The sequence below is a fragment of the Companilactobacillus formosensis genome (genome assembly GCF_005405305.1).
Lineage (GTDB): Bacteria > Bacillota > Bacilli > Lactobacillales > Lactobacillaceae > Companilactobacillus > Companilactobacillus formosensis.
In genome coordinates this window covers 388,892-406,700 of record NZ_BJDU01000001.1, presented here as the reverse complement: position 1 = coordinate 406,700, position 17,809 = coordinate 388,892, and the positions used below count along the sequence as shown (strand labels likewise).

The 17,809-nt window shown below is 35.1% G+C and carries 19 protein-coding genes; 7 read left to right on the top strand and 12 right to left on the bottom strand.

All coding sequences use genetic code 11. From position 1 onward, the window contains the following. Entirely contained in the window at positions 1-1,371 is a 1,371-nt protein-coding gene (gene radA, locus FFM65_RS01990; protein WP_119317393.1) for a DNA repair protein RadA, read from the bottom strand. A 20-nt stretch (positions 1,372-1,391) separates the two neighbouring features. Next, on the bottom strand, positions 1,392-1,934 hold the full coding sequence (locus tag FFM65_RS01985; protein WP_119317392.1) for a dCTP deaminase/dUTPase family protein: 543 nt from the start codon (positions 1,932-1,934) through the stop codon (positions 1,392-1,394). Between the two features lie 131 nt (positions 1,935-2,065). Here FFM65_RS01985 and FFM65_RS01980 point away from each other — a divergent pair, with 131 nt between their 5' ends. From FFM65_RS01980 to FFM65_RS01960, 5 genes are all read left to right on the top strand, one after another. After that, entirely contained in the window at positions 2,066-2,368 is a 303-nt protein-coding gene (locus FFM65_RS01980) for a GNAT family N-acetyltransferase (RefSeq protein WP_010018659.1), read from the top strand. Next, positions 2,369-3,058: a ribose-5-phosphate isomerase RpiA gene (rpiA, locus tag FFM65_RS01975; protein WP_119317391.1), complete on the top strand. Its 690-nt coding sequence runs from the start codon at positions 2,369-2,371 to the stop codon at positions 3,056-3,058. A gap of 24 nt (positions 3,059-3,082) precedes the next feature. Then, complete coding sequence (locus tag FFM65_RS01970; protein ID WP_059073749.1) at positions 3,083-4,426, top strand: C1 family peptidase; 1,344 nt, start codon at positions 3,083-3,085, stop codon at positions 4,424-4,426. A 132-nt stretch (positions 4,427-4,558) separates the two neighbouring features. Then, positions 4,559-6,979, top strand: coding sequence for a Xaa-Pro dipeptidyl-peptidase (locus FFM65_RS01965; RefSeq protein WP_119317390.1), 2,421 nt, complete (start codon positions 4,559-4,561; stop codon positions 6,977-6,979). Positions 6,980-7,103: 124 nt separating this feature from the next. Beyond that, positions 7,104-9,188, top strand: coding sequence for a KUP/HAK/KT family potassium transporter (locus FFM65_RS01960; RefSeq protein WP_119317389.1), 2,085 nt, complete (start codon positions 7,104-7,106; stop codon positions 9,186-9,188). A gap of 32 nt (positions 9,189-9,220) precedes the next feature. On the opposite strand, the gene FFM65_RS01955 is transcribed toward FFM65_RS01960, so the two are convergent. Continuing rightward, positions 9,221-9,739 (bottom strand): hypothetical protein, encoded by a 519-nt coding sequence (locus FFM65_RS01955; protein ID WP_119317388.1) that lies wholly within the window; start codon positions 9,737-9,739, stop codon positions 9,221-9,223. Positions 9,740-9,964: 225 nt separating this feature from the next. Between FFM65_RS01955 and FFM65_RS01950 the strand changes: the two genes are divergently transcribed. Next, positions 9,965-10,252 (top strand): hypothetical protein, encoded by a 288-nt coding sequence (locus tag FFM65_RS01950; RefSeq protein ID WP_119317387.1) that lies wholly within the window; start codon positions 9,965-9,967, stop codon positions 10,250-10,252. A 49-nt stretch (positions 10,253-10,301) separates the two neighbouring features. On the opposite strand, the gene FFM65_RS01945 is transcribed toward FFM65_RS01950, so the two are convergent. From FFM65_RS01945 to FFM65_RS01925, 5 genes are all read right to left on the bottom strand, one after another. Beyond that, positions 10,302-11,108: an HAD family hydrolase gene (locus FFM65_RS01945; protein ID WP_119317386.1), complete on the bottom strand. Its 807-nt coding sequence runs from the start codon at positions 11,106-11,108 to the stop codon at positions 10,302-10,304. Positions 11,109-11,210: 102 nt separating this feature from the next. Continuing rightward, positions 11,211-12,071: a GRP family sugar transporter gene (locus FFM65_RS01940; RefSeq protein WP_119317385.1), complete on the bottom strand. Its 861-nt coding sequence runs from the start codon at positions 12,069-12,071 to the stop codon at positions 11,211-11,213. A 339-nt stretch (positions 12,072-12,410) separates the two neighbouring features. Next, complete coding sequence (locus FFM65_RS01935; protein WP_119317384.1) at positions 12,411-13,085, bottom strand: 2,3-bisphosphoglycerate-dependent phosphoglycerate mutase; 675 nt, start codon at positions 13,083-13,085, stop codon at positions 12,411-12,413. 64 nt (positions 13,086-13,149) lie between these two features. Next, entirely contained in the window at positions 13,150-14,028 is an 879-nt protein-coding gene (locus tag FFM65_RS01930; RefSeq protein ID WP_119317383.1) for a cation diffusion facilitator family transporter, read from the bottom strand. A 97-nt stretch (positions 14,029-14,125) separates the two neighbouring features. Then, positions 14,126-14,338, bottom strand: coding sequence for a hypothetical protein (locus FFM65_RS01925; protein WP_235699452.1), 213 nt, complete (start codon positions 14,336-14,338; stop codon positions 14,126-14,128). A gap of 198 nt (positions 14,339-14,536) precedes the next feature. On the opposite strand from FFM65_RS01925, the gene FFM65_RS01920 reads away from it, so the two are divergent. Then, positions 14,537-15,286: a DUF5067 domain-containing protein gene (locus FFM65_RS01920; RefSeq protein WP_119317382.1), complete on the top strand. Its 750-nt coding sequence runs from the start codon at positions 14,537-14,539 to the stop codon at positions 15,284-15,286. Positions 15,287-15,299: 13 nt separating this feature from the next. Here the strand turns inward: FFM65_RS01920 and FFM65_RS01915 are convergent, their stop codons facing one another. The 4 genes from FFM65_RS01915 to FFM65_RS12435 form a co-directional block, all read right to left on the bottom strand. Continuing rightward, positions 15,300-16,040 (bottom strand): CPBP family intramembrane glutamic endopeptidase, encoded by a 741-nt coding sequence (locus FFM65_RS01915; RefSeq protein ID WP_119317381.1) that lies wholly within the window; start codon positions 16,038-16,040, stop codon positions 15,300-15,302. Between the two features lie 207 nt (positions 16,041-16,247). Then, positions 16,248-16,781 carry a hypothetical protein gene (locus FFM65_RS01910; RefSeq protein WP_119317380.1) on the bottom strand — a complete coding sequence of 178 codons (534 nt, stop codon included), beginning with the start codon at positions 16,779-16,781 and terminating at the stop codon, positions 16,248-16,250. Positions 16,782-16,969: 188 nt separating this feature from the next. Continuing rightward, on the bottom strand, positions 16,970-17,449 hold the full coding sequence (locus FFM65_RS01905; RefSeq protein ID WP_371851268.1) for an RNA-guided endonuclease TnpB family protein: 480 nt from the start codon (positions 17,447-17,449) through the stop codon (positions 16,970-16,972). A gap of 58 nt (positions 17,450-17,507) precedes the next feature. Beyond that, positions 17,508-17,699, bottom strand: a complete 192-nt coding sequence (locus tag FFM65_RS12435) for a helix-turn-helix domain-containing protein (protein WP_371851265.1) — start codon at positions 17,697-17,699, stop codon at positions 17,508-17,510. Positions 17,700-17,809 lie beyond the last annotated feature (110 nt).

The following is a 17,809-nucleotide window of genomic DNA, read 5'->3' as shown; positions in this document are numbered from 1 at the left end:
TTAGAATATTTTGTTCATAGCGTCTGACACGGTACTGACACCGATGATTTGAATCTTATTATCTTTTGACCAATCGCCAAGATTATTCTTAGGAATAAAGATTCGTTTGAAACCGAGTTTTTCCGCTTCATTGACACGTTGATCGATTCGATTGACTCGTCTAACTTCACCCGTCAAGCCAACTTCACCAACAAAGCAATCAGTTCCAGGTATGCCCATATTTTTGTAACTAGAAGCAATTGACATTGCCAAAGCCAAATCGATTGCCGGTTCATCTAATTTTACGCCACCGGTTGATTTCAAATAAGCATCTTGGTTTTGGAGCATCAAATTACCACGTTTTTCTAGTACCGCCATGATAACAGAAACTCGATTGTGATCTAATCCAGTCGCAGTTCTCTTAGCATTGCCAAAAACAGTTGGGGTAATCAAAGATTGAATCTCAACCAAAATTGGTCTTGTTCCTTCCATTGAAACTACCACCGCAGAACCATTGGCATTGGCTAAACGTTCTTCTAAGAAAATCTCTGAGGGGTTAGCCACTTCAACTAATCCTTTCGTCCGCATCTCAAAAATACCAATTTCGTTAGTTGAACCAAAACGGTTCTTGACGGAACGTAAAATTCGATAACTATGATGAGTATCTCCTTCAAAATACAACACTGTATCTACCATGTGTTCCAAAATCTTTGGACCAGCGATAGCGCCACCTTTAGTCACGTGCCCTACAACAAAGACAGTGATATTTTGTTGTTTAGCAATATTCATCAATTCAGCCGTTACCTCACGAATTTGGGAAATACTACCAACAGCAGAAGATATCTCTGGTTCATCCATTGTCTGCACAGAATCGATAATCAAGAAATCTGGTTTCATATCATCGATAGTTTGACGAATGTAACTCATATCAGTCTGTGGGTAAATGTATAAATTATCACCCTTAATACCTAGACGATCAGCTCGCATTTTAATTTGTGAGGCACTCTCTTCACCGGAAACGTACAAAACTTTGCCACCGGTCTTCTGAAGTTGTCCCGAAACTTGAGTCAAAAGCGTTGATTTACCAATTCCTGGATCTCCACCAATCAAAATCAAAGAACCCGGCACGATTCCGCCACCGAGTACTCGATTCAATTCGTCCATATCAGTTTTGATTCGAGGCTCTTTTTCAAAAGAAACGTCCCCAATTTTAACTGGTTTAGATTCCAAATCACTCACACGACGACTAGGTGTAGCGCTGGCTTTGACAGTTGCTTGATCGACTTCTTCAACCATTTGATTCCAAACACCACAATTAGGACAACGACCTAAATATTTCGGTGAGACGTAGCCACAATTTTGACATACGAATTTTGTTTTAGCTTTAGCCAATAAAATAGTTCCTTTCTTAATTATATTCCTGAAGAACCAAATCCACCAAGGCGTTTCTTTAATCCACCTTCATCATCATCGGTTGTAAGATATTTAATAAAAATTCCTTGAGCCAATCGTTCACCTTTTTTAACCTTATAATCCATAGGGAAAAAGTTGATCAATTGAACGAACAATTCACCTTCATTACTATCATTATTATAGTAGTCTGCGTCAACTACACCAATACCATTAGGAATCGAAAGTCCACGTTTCAAAGGATTGCTGGAACGACTGGCAATGATCAAAACCTCGTCATCTTGCATGTAAGCTTTGATACCCGTTGGAACTAGAACTGGCTTGATTGATTTTTGAACTTCAGCAAGTTTTGAATCGTCCATCTTACCCTTGTTCAAAATAAACTTCAAAACATTCAAAACTCCAAATTTCCAGATTGAAGGTACTACGAAATCCTCTGCACTTTCAATATCATAACCAGCAGCGTTTTTAGTCTGACGAACTGGCAAATTAATACCTTGTCCCTCGTATTTTTTCACAATTTCAAATCCACGTTTTTTTGTCAAATCGAAAACTCCTTCAGCATTAGATAACTAAAATAATAGCATTTTAGACGCTATAAAACTATTCATTACACTGACTTTCTACTTATAATAGAGTAATATAAAATTAAATTAATCTAGCAGGAGGTAATTATATGGAAATGAAACATGAGGACGGTCGTTTCTACTTCGAAGACAACGACAAAATGATTGGAGAAATCACTTACTCAACTGTTAAAGATGGTGTTGTCTCAATCGATCACACCTACGTTGACGACAATTATCGAGGTCAAGGTCTAGCTGGTAAACTTTTGAATGCTATGTTGGATTTTTCTGACTTAAAGGGTCTCAAAGTAGTTCCAGTCTGTGAATATGCCAAAGCTGCTTTTGAAAAAAAGCCAGAAATCAGATTTCTTTTAGCTGACAATTACCAAGAGCTATTGAAGGGGGAAAATTAGTTGAATCAAGATGAATTAAAAAAAGCCGTTGGTGTTAAATCTGTTGATTACATCAAGAGTAATACCGTAGTTGGTCTAGGTACAGGTTCTACTGTTTACTATATGATTGAAGAATTGGGTAAAAGATATCAAAGTGGCGAAATCAAGAATATCGTTGCTGTAACTACTTCATCCCGTTCTGAAAAACAAGCTCAATCTTTAGGCATTCCAACCAAAGATTTGAACGACGTTGACCACATCGACTTAACAATTGATGGTGCTGATCAAATCGACAAAAACTATCAAGGAATCAAGGGTGGCGGTGCTGCCCACTTGCTAGAAAAGATGGTTGCTACTAACTCAATTAAAAATATTTGGATCGTTGATCAATCGAAAATGGCCGATACATTGGGTAGTTTTCCACTACCTTTGGAAGTAATTCCATTTGGTTGCGAAAAGACTTTTGAAGACTTGCAAAAAGAAGATTTAAAGCCAGAATTTCGTCTCGATGAAAATGGCAAACGTGTCTTAACTCACAACAAAAATTACGTTATCGACTTAAAAGTTGGTACGATCAATCATCCTCATCTTTTAGCTGACTGGTTAGATCACCAAGTTGGAATAGTTGCACATGGCCTATTTCTTGATATAGTTAATACTATTATCGTCGGTTATGAGGATGGTCCAAAAGTAATCGATAATATCAGATAAATTTCAAACAGAGGAGAATATTGCATGACTAAAGAAATTACATCATCAGATTTAACTAATTTTCAAACAGCATTTGAAAAAACACCCGCTTCAGCAGCTATCAAAAACGCTGTAATCAACAACGGACTTTTCAAATCAAGTGAAACTATCGAATCTAAAATTGCTATGGATCCAACTTTTTCAGTCGAACTAGACACTGGTAAAGTTGCTGACCAAATGCGTTCTGGACTCTGCTGGGTCTTCGCTGCTTTGAATACTATGAGACACCCTGTTCAAAATGAATTCAAAATCAAGGGCTTTGAATTGTCACAAGGTTACATGCTTTTCTGGGATAAGTTAGAAAAATCTAACTACTTCTTCGAAAATGTTATTAACACTGCCGCCCTTCCAACAGGTGACCGCAAAGTTGACTTCTTAATGACAACACCTCAACAAGATGGTGGTCAATGGGATATGGTCATGGCACTTGTTCAAAAATATGGATTAGTTCCTAAGAGCGTTATGCCTGATACTTTCAGTCGTAAAAATTCATCTGAACTAAACAACGTTCTTAACAAGAAATTACGTAAAGGTGCCATCATCTTACGTAACTTAGTTAACGACAACAAATCAGAAGAAGACATTGAACGTAAAAAGAACGAACTATTAAGCGAAATCTACAAGATTTTAGTTTACACAGTCGGCGTTCCTCCAACTAAGTTTGACTGGGCTTACCGTGATGACGATAAGAACTATCACAAGGAAGTTGGTATTACACCTCAAGAATTCTTCAAGAAATACGTTGGTTGGGACTTAGACAGCTACATCTCAACTATCAATGCTCCAACAGCTGACAAACCATACAATCACGTCTATACGGTTGAAATGCTTGGTAACGTCGTTGGTGGTCGTCAAGTTCGTCACTTGAATCTTGAAATCAATGACTTCAAGAAATTAGCCATCAAACAACTTCAAGCTGGTGAAACAGTTTGGTTCGGTAGTGATGTTGGTCAAAGTTCTGATCGTAAGATTGGTATCATGGATACAAATATCTATGATCTTGAAGGCTTGCTAAACACTGATCTTTCAATGACTAAGGCAGAACGTCTTGACTACATCGAAAGTATGATGACTCACGCTATGGTTATCACCGGTGTTGATTTGGACGAAAACGGCAACCCATTGAAGTGGAAAGTTGAAAACTCATGGGGTGAAAAAGTCGGAAACAAGGGTTACTTTGTTATGAGTGACTCATGGTTTGACGAATACGTTTATCAACTAGTTATCAACAAGAAGTATCTACCAGAAGATTTGAAGGATACTTTCGAAAAAGAATCCAAAGAACCTAAAGTTCTTGCACCATGGGATCCAATGGGTGCTCTTGCCTAACTATTAAGTCAATTAACCTCGTTAGATATTCTAGCGAGGTTTTTGTGTACCCAAATTCTATCGTAATATCTATGTAAAACCCTTTCACTGTCTTATAATGAAATTAATATCAAAGAAGGAGTTGTCTGTTTAATGAAAAATAATCAATTTGCAATTCGTCCAACTGAATACAAAGATCAATTGGTTGAACTTCAAACAATCGGCTTTCTAGATAAAGATAACGAATCAGAGACCGATCCAATCAAATTATGGAAAAGTTTTTTAAGCAAAAGTTTTTTAGAAGCTAAAACATCATCAGCTTTTGAGGAAAAATTAAAAACCTATATGGCAACTGACTCTTTGAATTTAAATGAATACTTAGATTCTGCAACAAATGTTTCTGTCAGCGCTTTTTATAATGTCGCTTTACAATTACTAAAATTTAATCCAGATGTAGATTTCAGTTTTAGTGATCCCTTAGGTGCAATGAAAAAGATTCAATTAATGATTGCTGATCACAACACCGATTCATTTTCGATAGATGAATTAAAATCAGCTTGGTATTGGTTATTAGCCACTCATAATAAAAATGGTCAAACCTTCATCGACTTTTTAGCTACCAAAGGTTTTTTCGTAAAATTCTATGGCAAAGTTAACCATCCCTTATTATTCAACGGCAAAACCTTACCTGTTTTTGATCCCCATAAATTAATTCGTGAGGTCGTTTACGTTGAATCTCCTCAAGATACTGACCACGACGGCAAACGTGATTTATTAAAAGCTGAAGTTTTGCGTCCTCAAGCCACTGAGAACGGCTTAAAAGTTCCCGTTCTTTACACAGCCAGTCCTTACAATCAAGGAACCAACGATGAAACCGGCGAAAAACTAACTCATAACGTTAACGTAGCGCTTCAACACAAAGAGCCTAACAACCTACAATACAGCGATATTGAGTATCACGAATCATCAACAAAGCTCCCTCATCCACGTGTCATTAATGGTCAAACTAAGCGAGCTGAAGAAGATTTTTCTCGTGAAAGTTCTTATACAATGAATGACTATTTCTTAGCTCGAGGCTTTGCGGTCGTCTACATGGCAGGAATTGGAACCAAAGATTCCGAAGGCCTAAGAACTACTGGTGATCCTGACGAAACTACTTCAACTATTTCTATCATTAAATGGTTGACTGGCGAATTGCCTGCTTTTACTAATCGTATCGACAATATCGAAATTAAAGCTTGGTGGTCTAACAAACGTATCGCTATGACGGGTAGATCATATTTAGGAACCTTGGCCACCGCCGCAGCAACAACCGGTGTTTACGGCTTGAAGACAATCATCAGTGAGGCTGCTATTTCTAGTTGGTATGACTACTACCGTGACGGTGGACTTGTTATCGCTCCTGGTGGATTTCCTGGTGAAGATGCTGATGTCTTAGCTGAGGAAACATTCAGTCGTCGTCTTCAACCTGGTGACTTCCATAATGTTAAAGATACTTGGAAAGAACAAATCGAAAAAATCAACCACGGACAAGATCGAACAACTGGCAATTACAACACCTTTTGGGATGCTAGAAATTACCACAAAAACTTCAAAAACATCACTGCCGATGTCTTCATGGTCCATGGTCTTAATGATTGGAATGTCAAGCCAAGAAATGTTGAACGCTTGTGGAACGGCATCAAACATAACGGCGTTACGCAAAAACTGATTTTACATCAAGGACAACATATCTACATCAATGCTTTCAGATCAATCGACTATAACGATATCATTAACCTATGGCTCACTCATGAACTACTTGGAGTAGATAATCAGGCTAAGGAAATAATTCCTAATGTTATCATTCAGGACAACACAAAAGCAGAAACTTGGAATAGCTATCAAGACTGGGCTAACAGTGAAAATGAGCAAATCAAATACAATTTATCAAATGATAAATTAACTACTGATGCTTCCAAAAAGCAAGAATTATCTTTCAATGACCAATTAGACAAAAAGTCCTTTGATTTTTATGCTAAGCATAACGATACTTGGGAAAATGAACTACTATCTTCTAATGAGAAGTTACTTGAGAATCGTCTACTCTTTAAGACTGCACCATTAGATAACAATTTAACGATTGATGGTAAAACACTAGTTAATTTGAAAGTTTCTTCTAGCCAAAATATTGGTCTTTTAAGTTTTCAACTAGTCGACTACGGATTAGCTAAACGATTAAACGTTTCACCAACACTAATTTCTAAGAATAGCTTAGCTGGAACCTATGATTGGCGTGAAGATGACTTACGTGAATTTACTTACGGTAAGGAAACTCCTTTCAAAATGATATCTAAAGGTCATCTTAATTTACAAAATCGCGAAAACAATTATAAAGTAGATGAACTAAAACCAAATGTTTTTTATAATGTGAGTGTTGAATTACAACCGACATTTTATAAGCTACTAAAGGGACATCAACTTGGCTTAATCGTCTATGCAACTGATTTTGGAATGACGGTTCGTGGTAATCAAGATATTAAATATACAGTTCAAACCAAAGATTCATCATTGATCGTTCCAATTCACAAATAGTACCAAAAGTTCATAAATGCCTTGATATATATGGAATCTCACTAGACCAAAATTATGTGGTTTCATACTATCAATTTCAATGTTATAATTCCGGTTGAACTGTTTAATTTTGGAGATTATTTATATGGAAAAGACACAACTGAATTCTTTGAAAAATAACCCCCATTCAAAGATGAGCATAGCTGGATTCTTAATTGCTTTAGGAATCGTCTATGGGGACATTGGTACATCTCCTCTATATGTTATGCATTCTTTGATGGTTGGGAATGGTGGACTAGAAAAAATGTCCACTAATTTTATTTTAGGTAGTGTTTCATTAATTTTCTGGACACTGACTTTGGTAACGACAATCAAGTATGTTTTGATTGCTCTACGTGCCGATAACCGTGGTGAAGGTGGTATCTTTGCCCTCTACACCTTGGTTAGAAAACGTGCTAAATGGTTAATCATTCCAGCAATGATTGGTGGAGCAACTTTCTTAGCCGATGGTATGATGACTCCAGCTGTTACCGTTACTGCTGCGATTGAAGGGCTAAAGGGTATTAAAATCAGTAACATGGTCTTAATCAGCACCCAAAACCAAGTTATTATTGTAACAATCATCATCTTGTCGACCCTCTTCTTCATTCAAAGATTTGGGACACAACTTATCGGACGTGCTTTTGGTCCTATCATGCTGATTTGGTTTGGCTTCTTAGGCGTAATTGGTATTTTCAACCTATCGTCAGATTGGACTATCATCAGAGCCTTGAACCCTTATTATGCTTTTGAATTGCTCAGAAGTCCTGTTAACATCAGAGGAGTTTTCATTTTAGGTAGTATCTTCTTGGCTACTACTGGTGCTGAAGCTTTGTACTCCGATATGGGACACGTTGGTCGTCCTAATATTTATACTAGTTGGCCTTTTGTAAAGATTTGTTTATTGCTTAGTTACTTAGGTCAAGCTGCTTGGATAATTGGTGTTCGTGATAATCACAGTTTGCAACAAATGGGTTCTTCCATGAATCCTTTCTACCAATCTATCCCAGCTGATTTTAGACTCTTTGGAATCTTTTTATCAGCTTTGGCAGCCATCATTGCTTCTCAAGCTTTGATTTCTGGTTCGTATACCCTAGTATCAGAAGCTACGAAGTTAAGAATGTTCCCTCGTCTGAAGACTTATTATCCTACAAATTTCAAGGGTCAACTTTATATTCCAACTGTTAACTCAATTATCTGGGTTGTTTGTTTATTCATTGTTTTCTATTTCAAAACTTCAGAAAACATGTCTAATGCTTACGGTCTAGAAATTACTATTACTATGTTAATGACTACGATCCTCTTGCATCAATGGTTGTTGATGAAACGTGCTAACCGCTTCTTTACCACCGTTATCATTAGTTTCTTCTTCATCATTGAAAGTATCTTCTTTGTAACTAACAGTAGTAAGTTCATTCACGGTGCTTACATTACCATGTTCATCGCTGCTTTGCTTATTATCGTTATGTTCGTTTGGAGATACGGTGAAAGACTCAAGGACGACAATACATTTAGAAGTCATTTCGTTTCCTTGTTAGCTTTTAAGCATCAATTAAATGACTTGAGAAAAGATCCTAGTTATCCACTATATACAACTAACTTAGTTTATTTGACTAAGATTCATGACGGTTATCGTATCAAGAAGAATATTCTTTATTCAATCCTTGATAAGCGTCCTAAACGTGCTCAAGTTTATTGGTTCGTAACTGTTAATGTTACTGATGAACCTTATACAGCCGCTTATAGTGTTGAAACTTTCGATACTGACTATATGGTCAGCGTACAACTATACTTAGGATTTAGAGTTGATCAAAAGGTTAACGTCTACCTTCGTCAAGTTGTTAATGACATGATGTCAAATGGTGAAATCAAGCCACAGCCACAGAAATATACAACTATCCCAGATCGTGAAGTTGGTGACTTCTCCTTTGTTATTATCAAAGAAGTTATTTCACCAGATACTAAGATCAGTAGTTTGAATAAGAGCATTATTAATATGCGTTTGATTCTGCAGAAATTTATCTCGCCTGCTACTTGGTTTGGACTTTCCTATAGTGATGTTGTTGAAGAACGTGTTCCACTAGTTCTTGGCAAAGTCTCACTTAATCGTTTACGTCTTGTTAGAAAAGATCGTTCCGCTTTGAAAGATATTCAAATTGATGACGAAATTGATGACGATGACGACGAATAACAAAAAAGCCTTCACAATGTGAGGGCTTTTTTCTATGCTTGCAAAACTTTAACTGTCTTTTGATTTAATTTATTAGTAATAAAATCGACTACCCATTCAACATCTTTTTGTGGGGCACCTGACTTCAATAAATTCCAAGATAAGTCCAGAGCCACATCATGTCCATCATCGACTTTTAAGACGATATAGTGTGGCGTCCACTTGTTAGACTTCTTAGTTACAACTAATGAATAGGACAAAATATCGTCGAAGGAAATCACTTTTTGCTTCTTGGCCAATGGTAAGAAAATTGCTTTGATTCTTTTAGTCCAAGTACTGTAATCGTAATAAGAAACATTTCCTTCGGTAATTTTCCATTGTCCATAGAGACTAGGCAAATAGCGTGGATAAATCACTATGCTTTGAATCAAAAATCCTATCAGACCAAAGGTTATTCCCATAGTCAAATCATGTTTAGAAACAATATAAACAAAGGAACCGATAGCGGCTCCAAAAATCAAACTATTCAACAATGGCTTCCAATTCAATTTTCTTGCAAAACTTTTTTCCATCTTAACCGCCTACTTCTAAATTCTTAGTCATTTATTATTTCGTTAATAAATTTAAATTAAAATAAACGTTATATCAAAGAAATTGCTCTGAAATAGACAAGTTGTAATAGAAAGGGTTAACAATCTTTTATTTCTTTATTGACTAAATATAATCAAAGTTAATCAACGATATTAATTTATTTGTCATTGATCAATTCAAGTCATAGAAAGAAGCAAGTGATTATTATGTTCACTTATATTCAAATTACTCAACGCGATTCAGAAACATTTAAGGGCTATGTTGATTATGAGTTTGGAAAAGATAAACTATCAATGACCTTAGTCAGAGGCATGAAGACCTTGCGCCATATCGTTATTCCTTTTTCAGAGATCACTGATTTAACCATCGATAAGTTTTATGGTGAAGATCGAGTCAACTTCATTTACAATGCTCAAAAATTCTCCTTTATCAACACTGGCTATGGTGAATCTAAATATTTACAACATCACATTTTAAAAGCTACTAAAGCTTAACTAAAAAAGGTCTTACCAGAATTAATTTTTCTAGTAAGACCTTTTTTAGTTATTTTTGAAGAAACTTCTTTATACCATAGGCTACGCCATCTTCATCATTATTCTTCGTGATGTACTTGCCATATTCTTTCACGCCTTCTAAGGCATTATCCATGACAACTGGCGTTCCGACCATTTCTAACATCGATAAATCGTTGAAGCCATCGCCAAAAGCCGCCATATCCTTTTTAAGCAATTTTTCCAAGTCTTGAATGTATTTGATGCCACGTGACTTCTGAGCCAAATGACTGGTAATCTCGAGGTAATATTCTCCAGATTGTTTAATACTCATGTCACCAGAGTTAATAGATTCCAGTTTTTCAATCAATTGTTTCATCTCAATCGCATCGAATGCTAATAGCATGATTTTAAAAACTTTTACATCAGGTTGTTTTAACAAAGAAACATAATCAACTAGTTTAGGTGTCTGTCCGCCCATTTTTTGCTCATATTTAACACCTTTATCGAATTTATCGACATACCAATTATCAATATCGTAAAAACTACGACTAACTTTAGGAAATTGTTCATCAACTAAAGTAATTACTTTCTTTACACTATCAATATTTAATGTGTGTTCGCTGAGAATTTTCAAGCCTTGATCTTGTTTTTGAAAAATCAAACCACCGTTGAAGCCAATCTGTGGCTCATCTAAATCAAGTTTATCAATGACTTCGGTCATTTCCATTGGTGAACGAGCTGAAACTAATGTAAATGGAATTTGACTTTCCTTAATAGTTTGGACGTTGTTTTCACTGATTTTACAATCACTTTGTAAAAGAGTTCCATCCATATCGGAAAAAATATGTTTGATCAAAATCATTCCTCCTACTTTGAGTTAATTCTCATTATAATGGAAGCGAATTCATTTTTCTACAATGGTTAAAAAAAACAGCCAATCAACAGATCAGCTGTTATATTAAGATGCAAATGAAGTAGCGACACTACCGATAACAATTAAAACGATACCTAAGATCGTAAAGGTTAATTCACGATGACTCTTGTGCTCGTGCAAGACGATAATTCCACCGAATGTACCGATTACAACGTTTAATTGAGTCCAAATGAAGGCTGATGTATTACCGTTAGCTTTGGCTGAGAAAATATAAGCAAAAGCTGCGATTCCCCAAGCAATACCAGCAATAATATTTTGATACTGTTGCTTTTGTTTGAAAGAATTACGATCTGTAAACAAGGCGTAAATAATAGCACCTAATAAAATACCTAGCATTTCAGGTAGGAAAATTCCTGTACTACTTTCATTCTTGACGATTGACATGTTTGGAAATGATGAATAAATCCAAAAACCTACTGTAGTACATAGAAGGAACAAGGCATCCTTAAATTCCATCTTTTGAGATGTTGAGCTGTCTGTAACTGATGTCAATAAAGCACCAACAACAACGATCAATAAAGCTGTGATTCCGATAATTTTGGCATGGGCACTGTTCCAATCACCAAAGATCAACATCCCAATGATTGAATTACCAACTAATTGAAAAACAGTTGATAGTGGAACTGTACCGGATACACCGATACGCTTGAAAGAAATGAACTGACCAATTTGACCGATAGTCCATAAGGCCCCACATAAAACAGAGAACCAGAAAGCCTGTGTACTAACACTTGGTTGGGTAACTAAGTAGGAAATCAAGCCGACAACTGTAGCACCAGCACCGATACCAAACATTTGGTTAACTGGAGAACCACCCACTTTTCCAGTGATGATTGGCATGAAACCCCAACCTAAGGCTGGTATTAAAGCAATTAAAATATTCATAGCAAACTCCTTTTCAGCAAACGAATATTAGTAATAATTATTTTTTTAACGTGGCATATATTTCATATATAAGGAACTGTGTTTCTCATCATATAATATTTATTACTCAGACAAAAAATGAATATTATTACGAACAAATTTAGTCAAATAAGTCTTTTTGGCACAAAAAAATGTGTAAAACTCATCTAGACCATTTAAATAGTTTACAACATTATTTGAAAAAAGAAAGCATTTTCTCTCAAAAAAGCAAAAAAAATGAAAGTGCATTCATTGCCATCCTTAGACTAGCAAGCACTTTCAAATATTTTCTAAAACAATTTTATTTATACCATTTCATTATTAATAGCGTTGACGATTATCATTAATTATCTTCAATTTATCATCAAAATCATAAATTAGCGGAGTTCCATTAGCCACTTCTACTCCATCGATATCTTTATCGCTAATACCTTCAATATATTTGATCAAAGCCCTAATCGTACTTCCATGAGCCACGATCAATTGATTTTTCCCATCTAAAAGTCCTGGGGCCACATGATCAACATAGTAAGGAACTATCCGTTGGTAAGCTTCATAGAGACTCTCTGCAACTGGCATCATATTTTTATCAAAATACTTATAAGGACCAGTTGTTGGATCCGGTTTACTTAAAGCGGGGGGAACTGAATAAAAACTTCGACGCCACAAGTGAACTTGTTCCAAACCGTATTCTCTTCTCGTGTCATCTTTATTAAGCCCTCTCAAAGCTCCATAGTGACGTTCATTTAAGCGCCAAGTCTTAGTTATTGGCACATAATTAAGGTTTAAATCATCTTGAATAATGTAGGCTGTCTTAATAGCACGCCGTAAAACTGATGTATGTACGTGATCAAAATAAAAACCTTTGAGTTTTTTTGCAGCTTCATGTGCTTGCATTACACCTTCATGCGTCAAATCAACATCATTCCATCCTGTATATTGATTCAAAGCATTAGCAATACTCTCTCCATGTCTTACCATGACAAGTTTTACCATATTATGACATTCCCAACTTTCATATAAAATTACCTTTTAATCTTAGCACAGTTTGGTTTCTAAATTAATCAATCAACGAATTATCAAGGCCTCTAGAACACTCTGCCTGTAAAGTTACATGGGTAATATTGAATTTATCGAGCAACAACTGGTCTACTTGATCGTACAAGGTATCCAATTCTTTCATATTGCAATTTTTCAAAACATTAATATGAGCATCAAGCATAATATGATTTTCATCAATCATCCAAACATGCATGTGATGTACTCGAACAATTTCGGGAATTGTCATAATTTCGGCTTCAACTGCCGTTAAATCGATTTTTGGACTAGCCTCCATAAGAATGTTAATAGTTTCTGAAACTACTGTATAGGCTTCTTTTAAGAGCCAAATGGCAATAACTATTGTAATTAACGGATCGACCCAATTCCAATTGAACAAAATAACAAAAATAGATGCAATAAAAACTCCGACTGAGGATAAGGTATCAGTCAACATATGTAGAAACGTCGCTTTGATATTTAAATTATGTTTCGACCCTGACATCAACATCAGCATTGAAACTAAATTGGCAATCAAACCAATAATCGATACGATCATCATCAATTTACCATCAATATGCTGTGGTTGATTCAAACGTTTAAATGATTCGAAGACCATCATCACAGTAATAATGACTAGAACAATTGAATTGACAAAAGCTGCCAAAATTTCTGCTCTCTTATAGCCAAAAGTCTTCTTGGCGTTATTTTTTCTTTGCCCAATCACATTGGCAACATACGAGATGACAATTGATAAGGAATCTTCCAAATTATGAAAAGCATCAGAAATCAAGCCAAGACTTCCTGAAACAAAACCACCAACGAATTCAGTGATTGTAATAATGATATTCAAAGCTGTGACATAAAAGAAACGTTTACCTGTTATTTTTTCATGATCCATATTTTTGCCTCCTTCTCTATCATAATCAATCACCGCAAAAAAGTGTAAAAAAAGACGGGGTTCCTCAAAACCTCGCCTTCTTAATTATATTATCCTTCTATTTAGTTGTTAGCTTAGCAACAACTTTAATGGGATGAGCTACATCAATGATATCAGAGAATCTATTTGTAATATAGTCTCTCATACCGTCACGGGCTTCTTTCTTGGAAGTATTGTGACAAATGCGCTTCTCAGCAATTGTTTGGCCTTCTTTGCTCAAAAAATTACAAGTAACTTCATAATCGCCATGATTACCAAAAAACAACATCATTGTGACCCCTTTCTATGCAAAATAACTATCTCATTAACTTCGACCAGATATTTATACCACTTTTCAAATAGCAGTTCAACACCCTATGTAAAAATCGTATTGTTTAAAAAAAACTAAGCATATTTTTGATAATCAAATTCTAAGAGTTAATTATGATATTATAAACGTAACGATTTATTCACAGGGGAGCCAGCATTTATGAAAAGGGAAAATAATAATAATAGATCTCGTATGACTCGTGAAGCATTTCGACGTAGAAAACAACCATTTTATAAAAAGAAACCATTCTTGATTTCAATTATTTTAATCTTAGTTATCATAATTGGCTTATTTATTATTTGGAGAGTCAATTCTTCTAATAATAGCAATACCGAAAGTACCGAGCAGACAACTCATAAGATTGAAAAAGTTAAACCAAAGAAAAATACTAAAAAGAAAAAATCTACTAAAAAGTCCGCTAAAACTAACCAAGCTGAAAAAGTAACTAAAGAACAACCGGAACAAAAAGTTCAAAAACAAGAGGAACCAAAGCAACAAACCAAAATCCAAAATCCTGGGACTTATAATGATTTAGTTTATGACACTGATTGGTATACCTTCAAAATCTCTAATGAAGTTAAGTTGATCAAAGATGCTAACGGGGATGCTGCCTTAATGGTCAAGTACAACTATACTAACAAAACCAACAGTAATGAAATTCCACAGCAAGTTCAAAATAACGCCATCATGCTTAAACAAAATGATAAACAATTAAGTCCTACTACTGCAACTGGCGACAATGCCAGCTTGATCAATTCTACAAACAGCGGTCAAGTCCTACCAGGAAAGAGTTTTGACGGTGCTTTACTAGTAAAAGTTAACGACACCACTTCTGAAGTCACGATGTACTTCAAAAATATCCAAACTAATGCTTGGTTAGACAGCACTCAACCACTTAAATTAGACTAAAAAAGCTGAATTCTTATTCAGCTTTTTTTATATCAAAATTTTGTAATTGAATGTACGAAATGAACAAAGTAATACCTAAAAATACGACCATAACGTATAAACTAGCCATGTTAAAACTCGTCTGAGAGGCTTGCTTCATCAATTTACTAGAGAACATTGGGAACATGTCTCGAAAAGCGTGCAAAGCAATGACAATTGATAAATTATGGGTTTTGACGTAAATTGTTCCAAACAAAATTCCAATTGCAGCCGCAAAAATCATCTGAGCGGAAACATAGCCGAGTGGCAAAGCTTTTAAATTCGTAATGTGGATCAAGCCAAATAAAATACTCGAACCAATTACCGCACCAAAAGCATTATTGTGATTAGCTTTTAAAAATAAACTAATCAACAATCCTCTAAAAATATATTCTTCAGCTAAACCAACTAACAAGCAAATCAAAATTACTTGGAACTTAACTTGAAAATCATTCACTAACAAGACTGGAGAATTTAAAAAAGCCACAATAATCAAAGCTGGAAAAGCCGTCGATAATTGTGCCAAACCATTTTTTTGATTAAACCAAAAGACTTTCTCCTGAAAATATTGGCGATTCAGCAAGTAAGCCACCAAAAAGACTACTAAATCTGCTAACGCTTGAGCAAAGCTGTTAACCGACTGTTTACTCAAAATTAAACCGATTATCGTCAAGGTAATGGGAAAAATCAAACTTGCAATGATAATTTTTGTAACATTATTTTTAAATAATTTCATACGACTCCCCTTAATTTCTTTTAAATAAATTATATAGAAAATTCTCTTGACATGAAACGCGTTCGATAAAGTATTCTTTGATTGTTGAAATACTTGTTCTGCATGAAAACACTGTTATCTTCCTTGTAGAGCTTACCCTTCAAATTGTATTTCAAAAATTTATTTGTTTAAAAAAGACGAGCACCCTTCAACGGATCACTCGCCTTTTTACATTTTTGAATTCAAAAAACTAATTAATTTTTTTAACTCATTTTCAGATACTGGAAGATTGGTACTTGTCCAAGCACAACGCAAACAAATATTTTTATTATCGGTGCTAACAATTAAATTATGCGTCTTGCGAACCCAGGAATCATTCAATTTGCCACCATTGGAAGTTTGCGTATTCATAATATTTTTACCATCAACAATCACAAAACTTCTAATTTGCTCAAAAGGAATCTTTTTTAATTGTCTACTCATCGGTAAAAAAATTGCCAGCAGTTGCTTCGACCAAGTGTCATAATCCGAATAATAAATTCCAGTTTCATCAACGCTCCAATAATCATAAAATCTCTCCAATGACCTAGGGAAAATTACTAAACTATCAATCCCAAAAGCTAGGATCCCACCAGCTAAAGCAAAAATTGGCATCGTTGAGAACAAAGCATATACAATAATTGTCACAACGATACCAAAAAAGATACTGATCAATAATGGTTCAAAACTGATTTTTCTTTCAAAATTCAATTCTCTGTCCATTTCAATCACCTAGATTGTCTTTTACTATCTATAAGGTAAGACAATCTAGTCACTTTTTCCAAAATAAAGTTCTGATTTATTAAATAATATACTTTTTGGCATGAACTACATCGGCACTAAAGTACCGAGCTTCTAGGAACATTCCATACTTGCCAACTAGTATTTCAACTAGTCGGTAGAGGCTAGAACTATCTTACTAAGGCTTGTTCCAAGCCATTGTTCAAAATGTTTTTACTTGCATTAATATCACGATCATGATGAATACCGCAACTAGGACAATCCCATTTTCTTATATCTAACCCATGTTTACCATCATCGTAACCACAATTAGAACAGATTTGACTAGTTTTGAATGGATTAGCAACCAGAAATTTCTTACCATACCATTCACATTTGTATTCAAGCATTAATCTTAATGCTCTCCATGATTGATTAGCGATAGCACGTGATAATTTATGGTTACCAAGAAGATTTTTGGTTTTCAAATCTTCAATAACAATCAAATCATTATTCTCAACTAATTCACGAGTTATTTTATGGAGATAGTCTTTTCTTTGATTAGCAATTTTCTCACTATACTTAGCTACCATTAGTTTAGCTTTCATATAGTTGGAATATTGTTCTAAGGGTTTTGGATCAATCAATCCAAACTTCTTTTTATACTGGATATCCTTTAGAGCTTGCGTACGTCTTCTAGCTAATCTTTTTTCCCAATAGCGTTTCTTTTTAGAAAGTTGTTAAAATGTAATTCAAATCAAATGCTTTCAAAGATTTCAAATCAGGATTATTTTCATGACGTTTGATCATCATGTCTAACATATTATTCCAAACGAAACGATTAGCGCCAAAGTTATATTCAATCAGTTCCTTCTGGTAACTATCGGGATAGATACGTAATTTAATGCCCTTTAAGACCATATGAACCTCCTCCCATGATTTTGTAGTGTAATTATATCACATTAGAGGGAACGTATGTTTGTAAAAACATCTAAAATCGCATAAATCATTGATTCATCACGGCAATAAAT

Bases quoted from the DNA above. Each gene is read 5' to 3' on its own strand.
- FFM65_RS01910 (WP_119317380.1), bottom strand. From the start codon at position 16,781: ATGGACAGAGAATTGAATTTTGAAAGAAAAATCAGTTTTGAACCATTA.
- FFM65_RS01955 (WP_119317388.1), bottom strand. From the start codon at position 9,739: ATGGAAAAAAGTTTTGCAAGAAAATTGAATTGGAAGCCATTGTTGAAT.
- FFM65_RS01915 (WP_119317381.1), bottom strand. From the start codon at position 16,040: ATGAAATTATTTAAAAATAATGTTACAAAAATTATCATTGCAAGTTTG.
- FFM65_RS01965 (WP_119317390.1), top strand. From the start codon at position 4,559: ATGAAAAATAATCAATTTGCAATTCGTCCAACTGAATACAAAGATCAA.
- FFM65_RS01950 (WP_119317387.1), top strand. From the start codon at position 9,965: ATGTTCACTTATATTCAAATTACTCAACGCGATTCAGAAACATTTAAG.
- FFM65_RS01930 (WP_119317383.1), bottom strand. From the start codon at position 14,028: ATGGATCATGAAAAAATAACAGGTAAACGTTTCTTTTATGTCACAGCT.
- FFM65_RS01980 (WP_010018659.1), top strand. From the start codon at position 2,066: ATGGAAATGAAACATGAGGACGGTCGTTTCTACTTCGAAGACAACGAC.
- FFM65_RS01960 (WP_119317389.1), top strand. From the start codon at position 7,104: ATGGAAAAGACACAACTGAATTCTTTGAAAAATAACCCCCATTCAAAG.
- FFM65_RS01920 (WP_119317382.1), top strand. From the start codon at position 14,537: ATGAAAAGGGAAAATAATAATAATAGATCTCGTATGACTCGTGAAGCA.
- FFM65_RS01935 (WP_119317384.1), bottom strand. From the start codon at position 13,085: ATGGTAAAACTTGTCATGGTAAGACATGGAGAGAGTATTGCTAATGCT.
- FFM65_RS01970 (WP_059073749.1), top strand. From the start codon at position 3,083: ATGACTAAAGAAATTACATCATCAGATTTAACTAATTTTCAAACAGCA.
- FFM65_RS12435 (WP_371851265.1), bottom strand. From the start codon at position 17,699: ATGGTCTTAAAGGGCATTAAATTACGTATCTATCCCGATAGTTACCAG.
- FFM65_RS01940 (WP_119317385.1), bottom strand. From the start codon at position 12,071: ATGAATATTTTAATTGCTTTAATACCAGCCTTAGGTTGGGGTTTCATG.
- FFM65_RS01925 (WP_235699452.1), bottom strand. From the start codon at position 14,338: ATGATGTTGTTTTTTGGTAATCATGGCGATTATGAAGTTACTTGTAAT.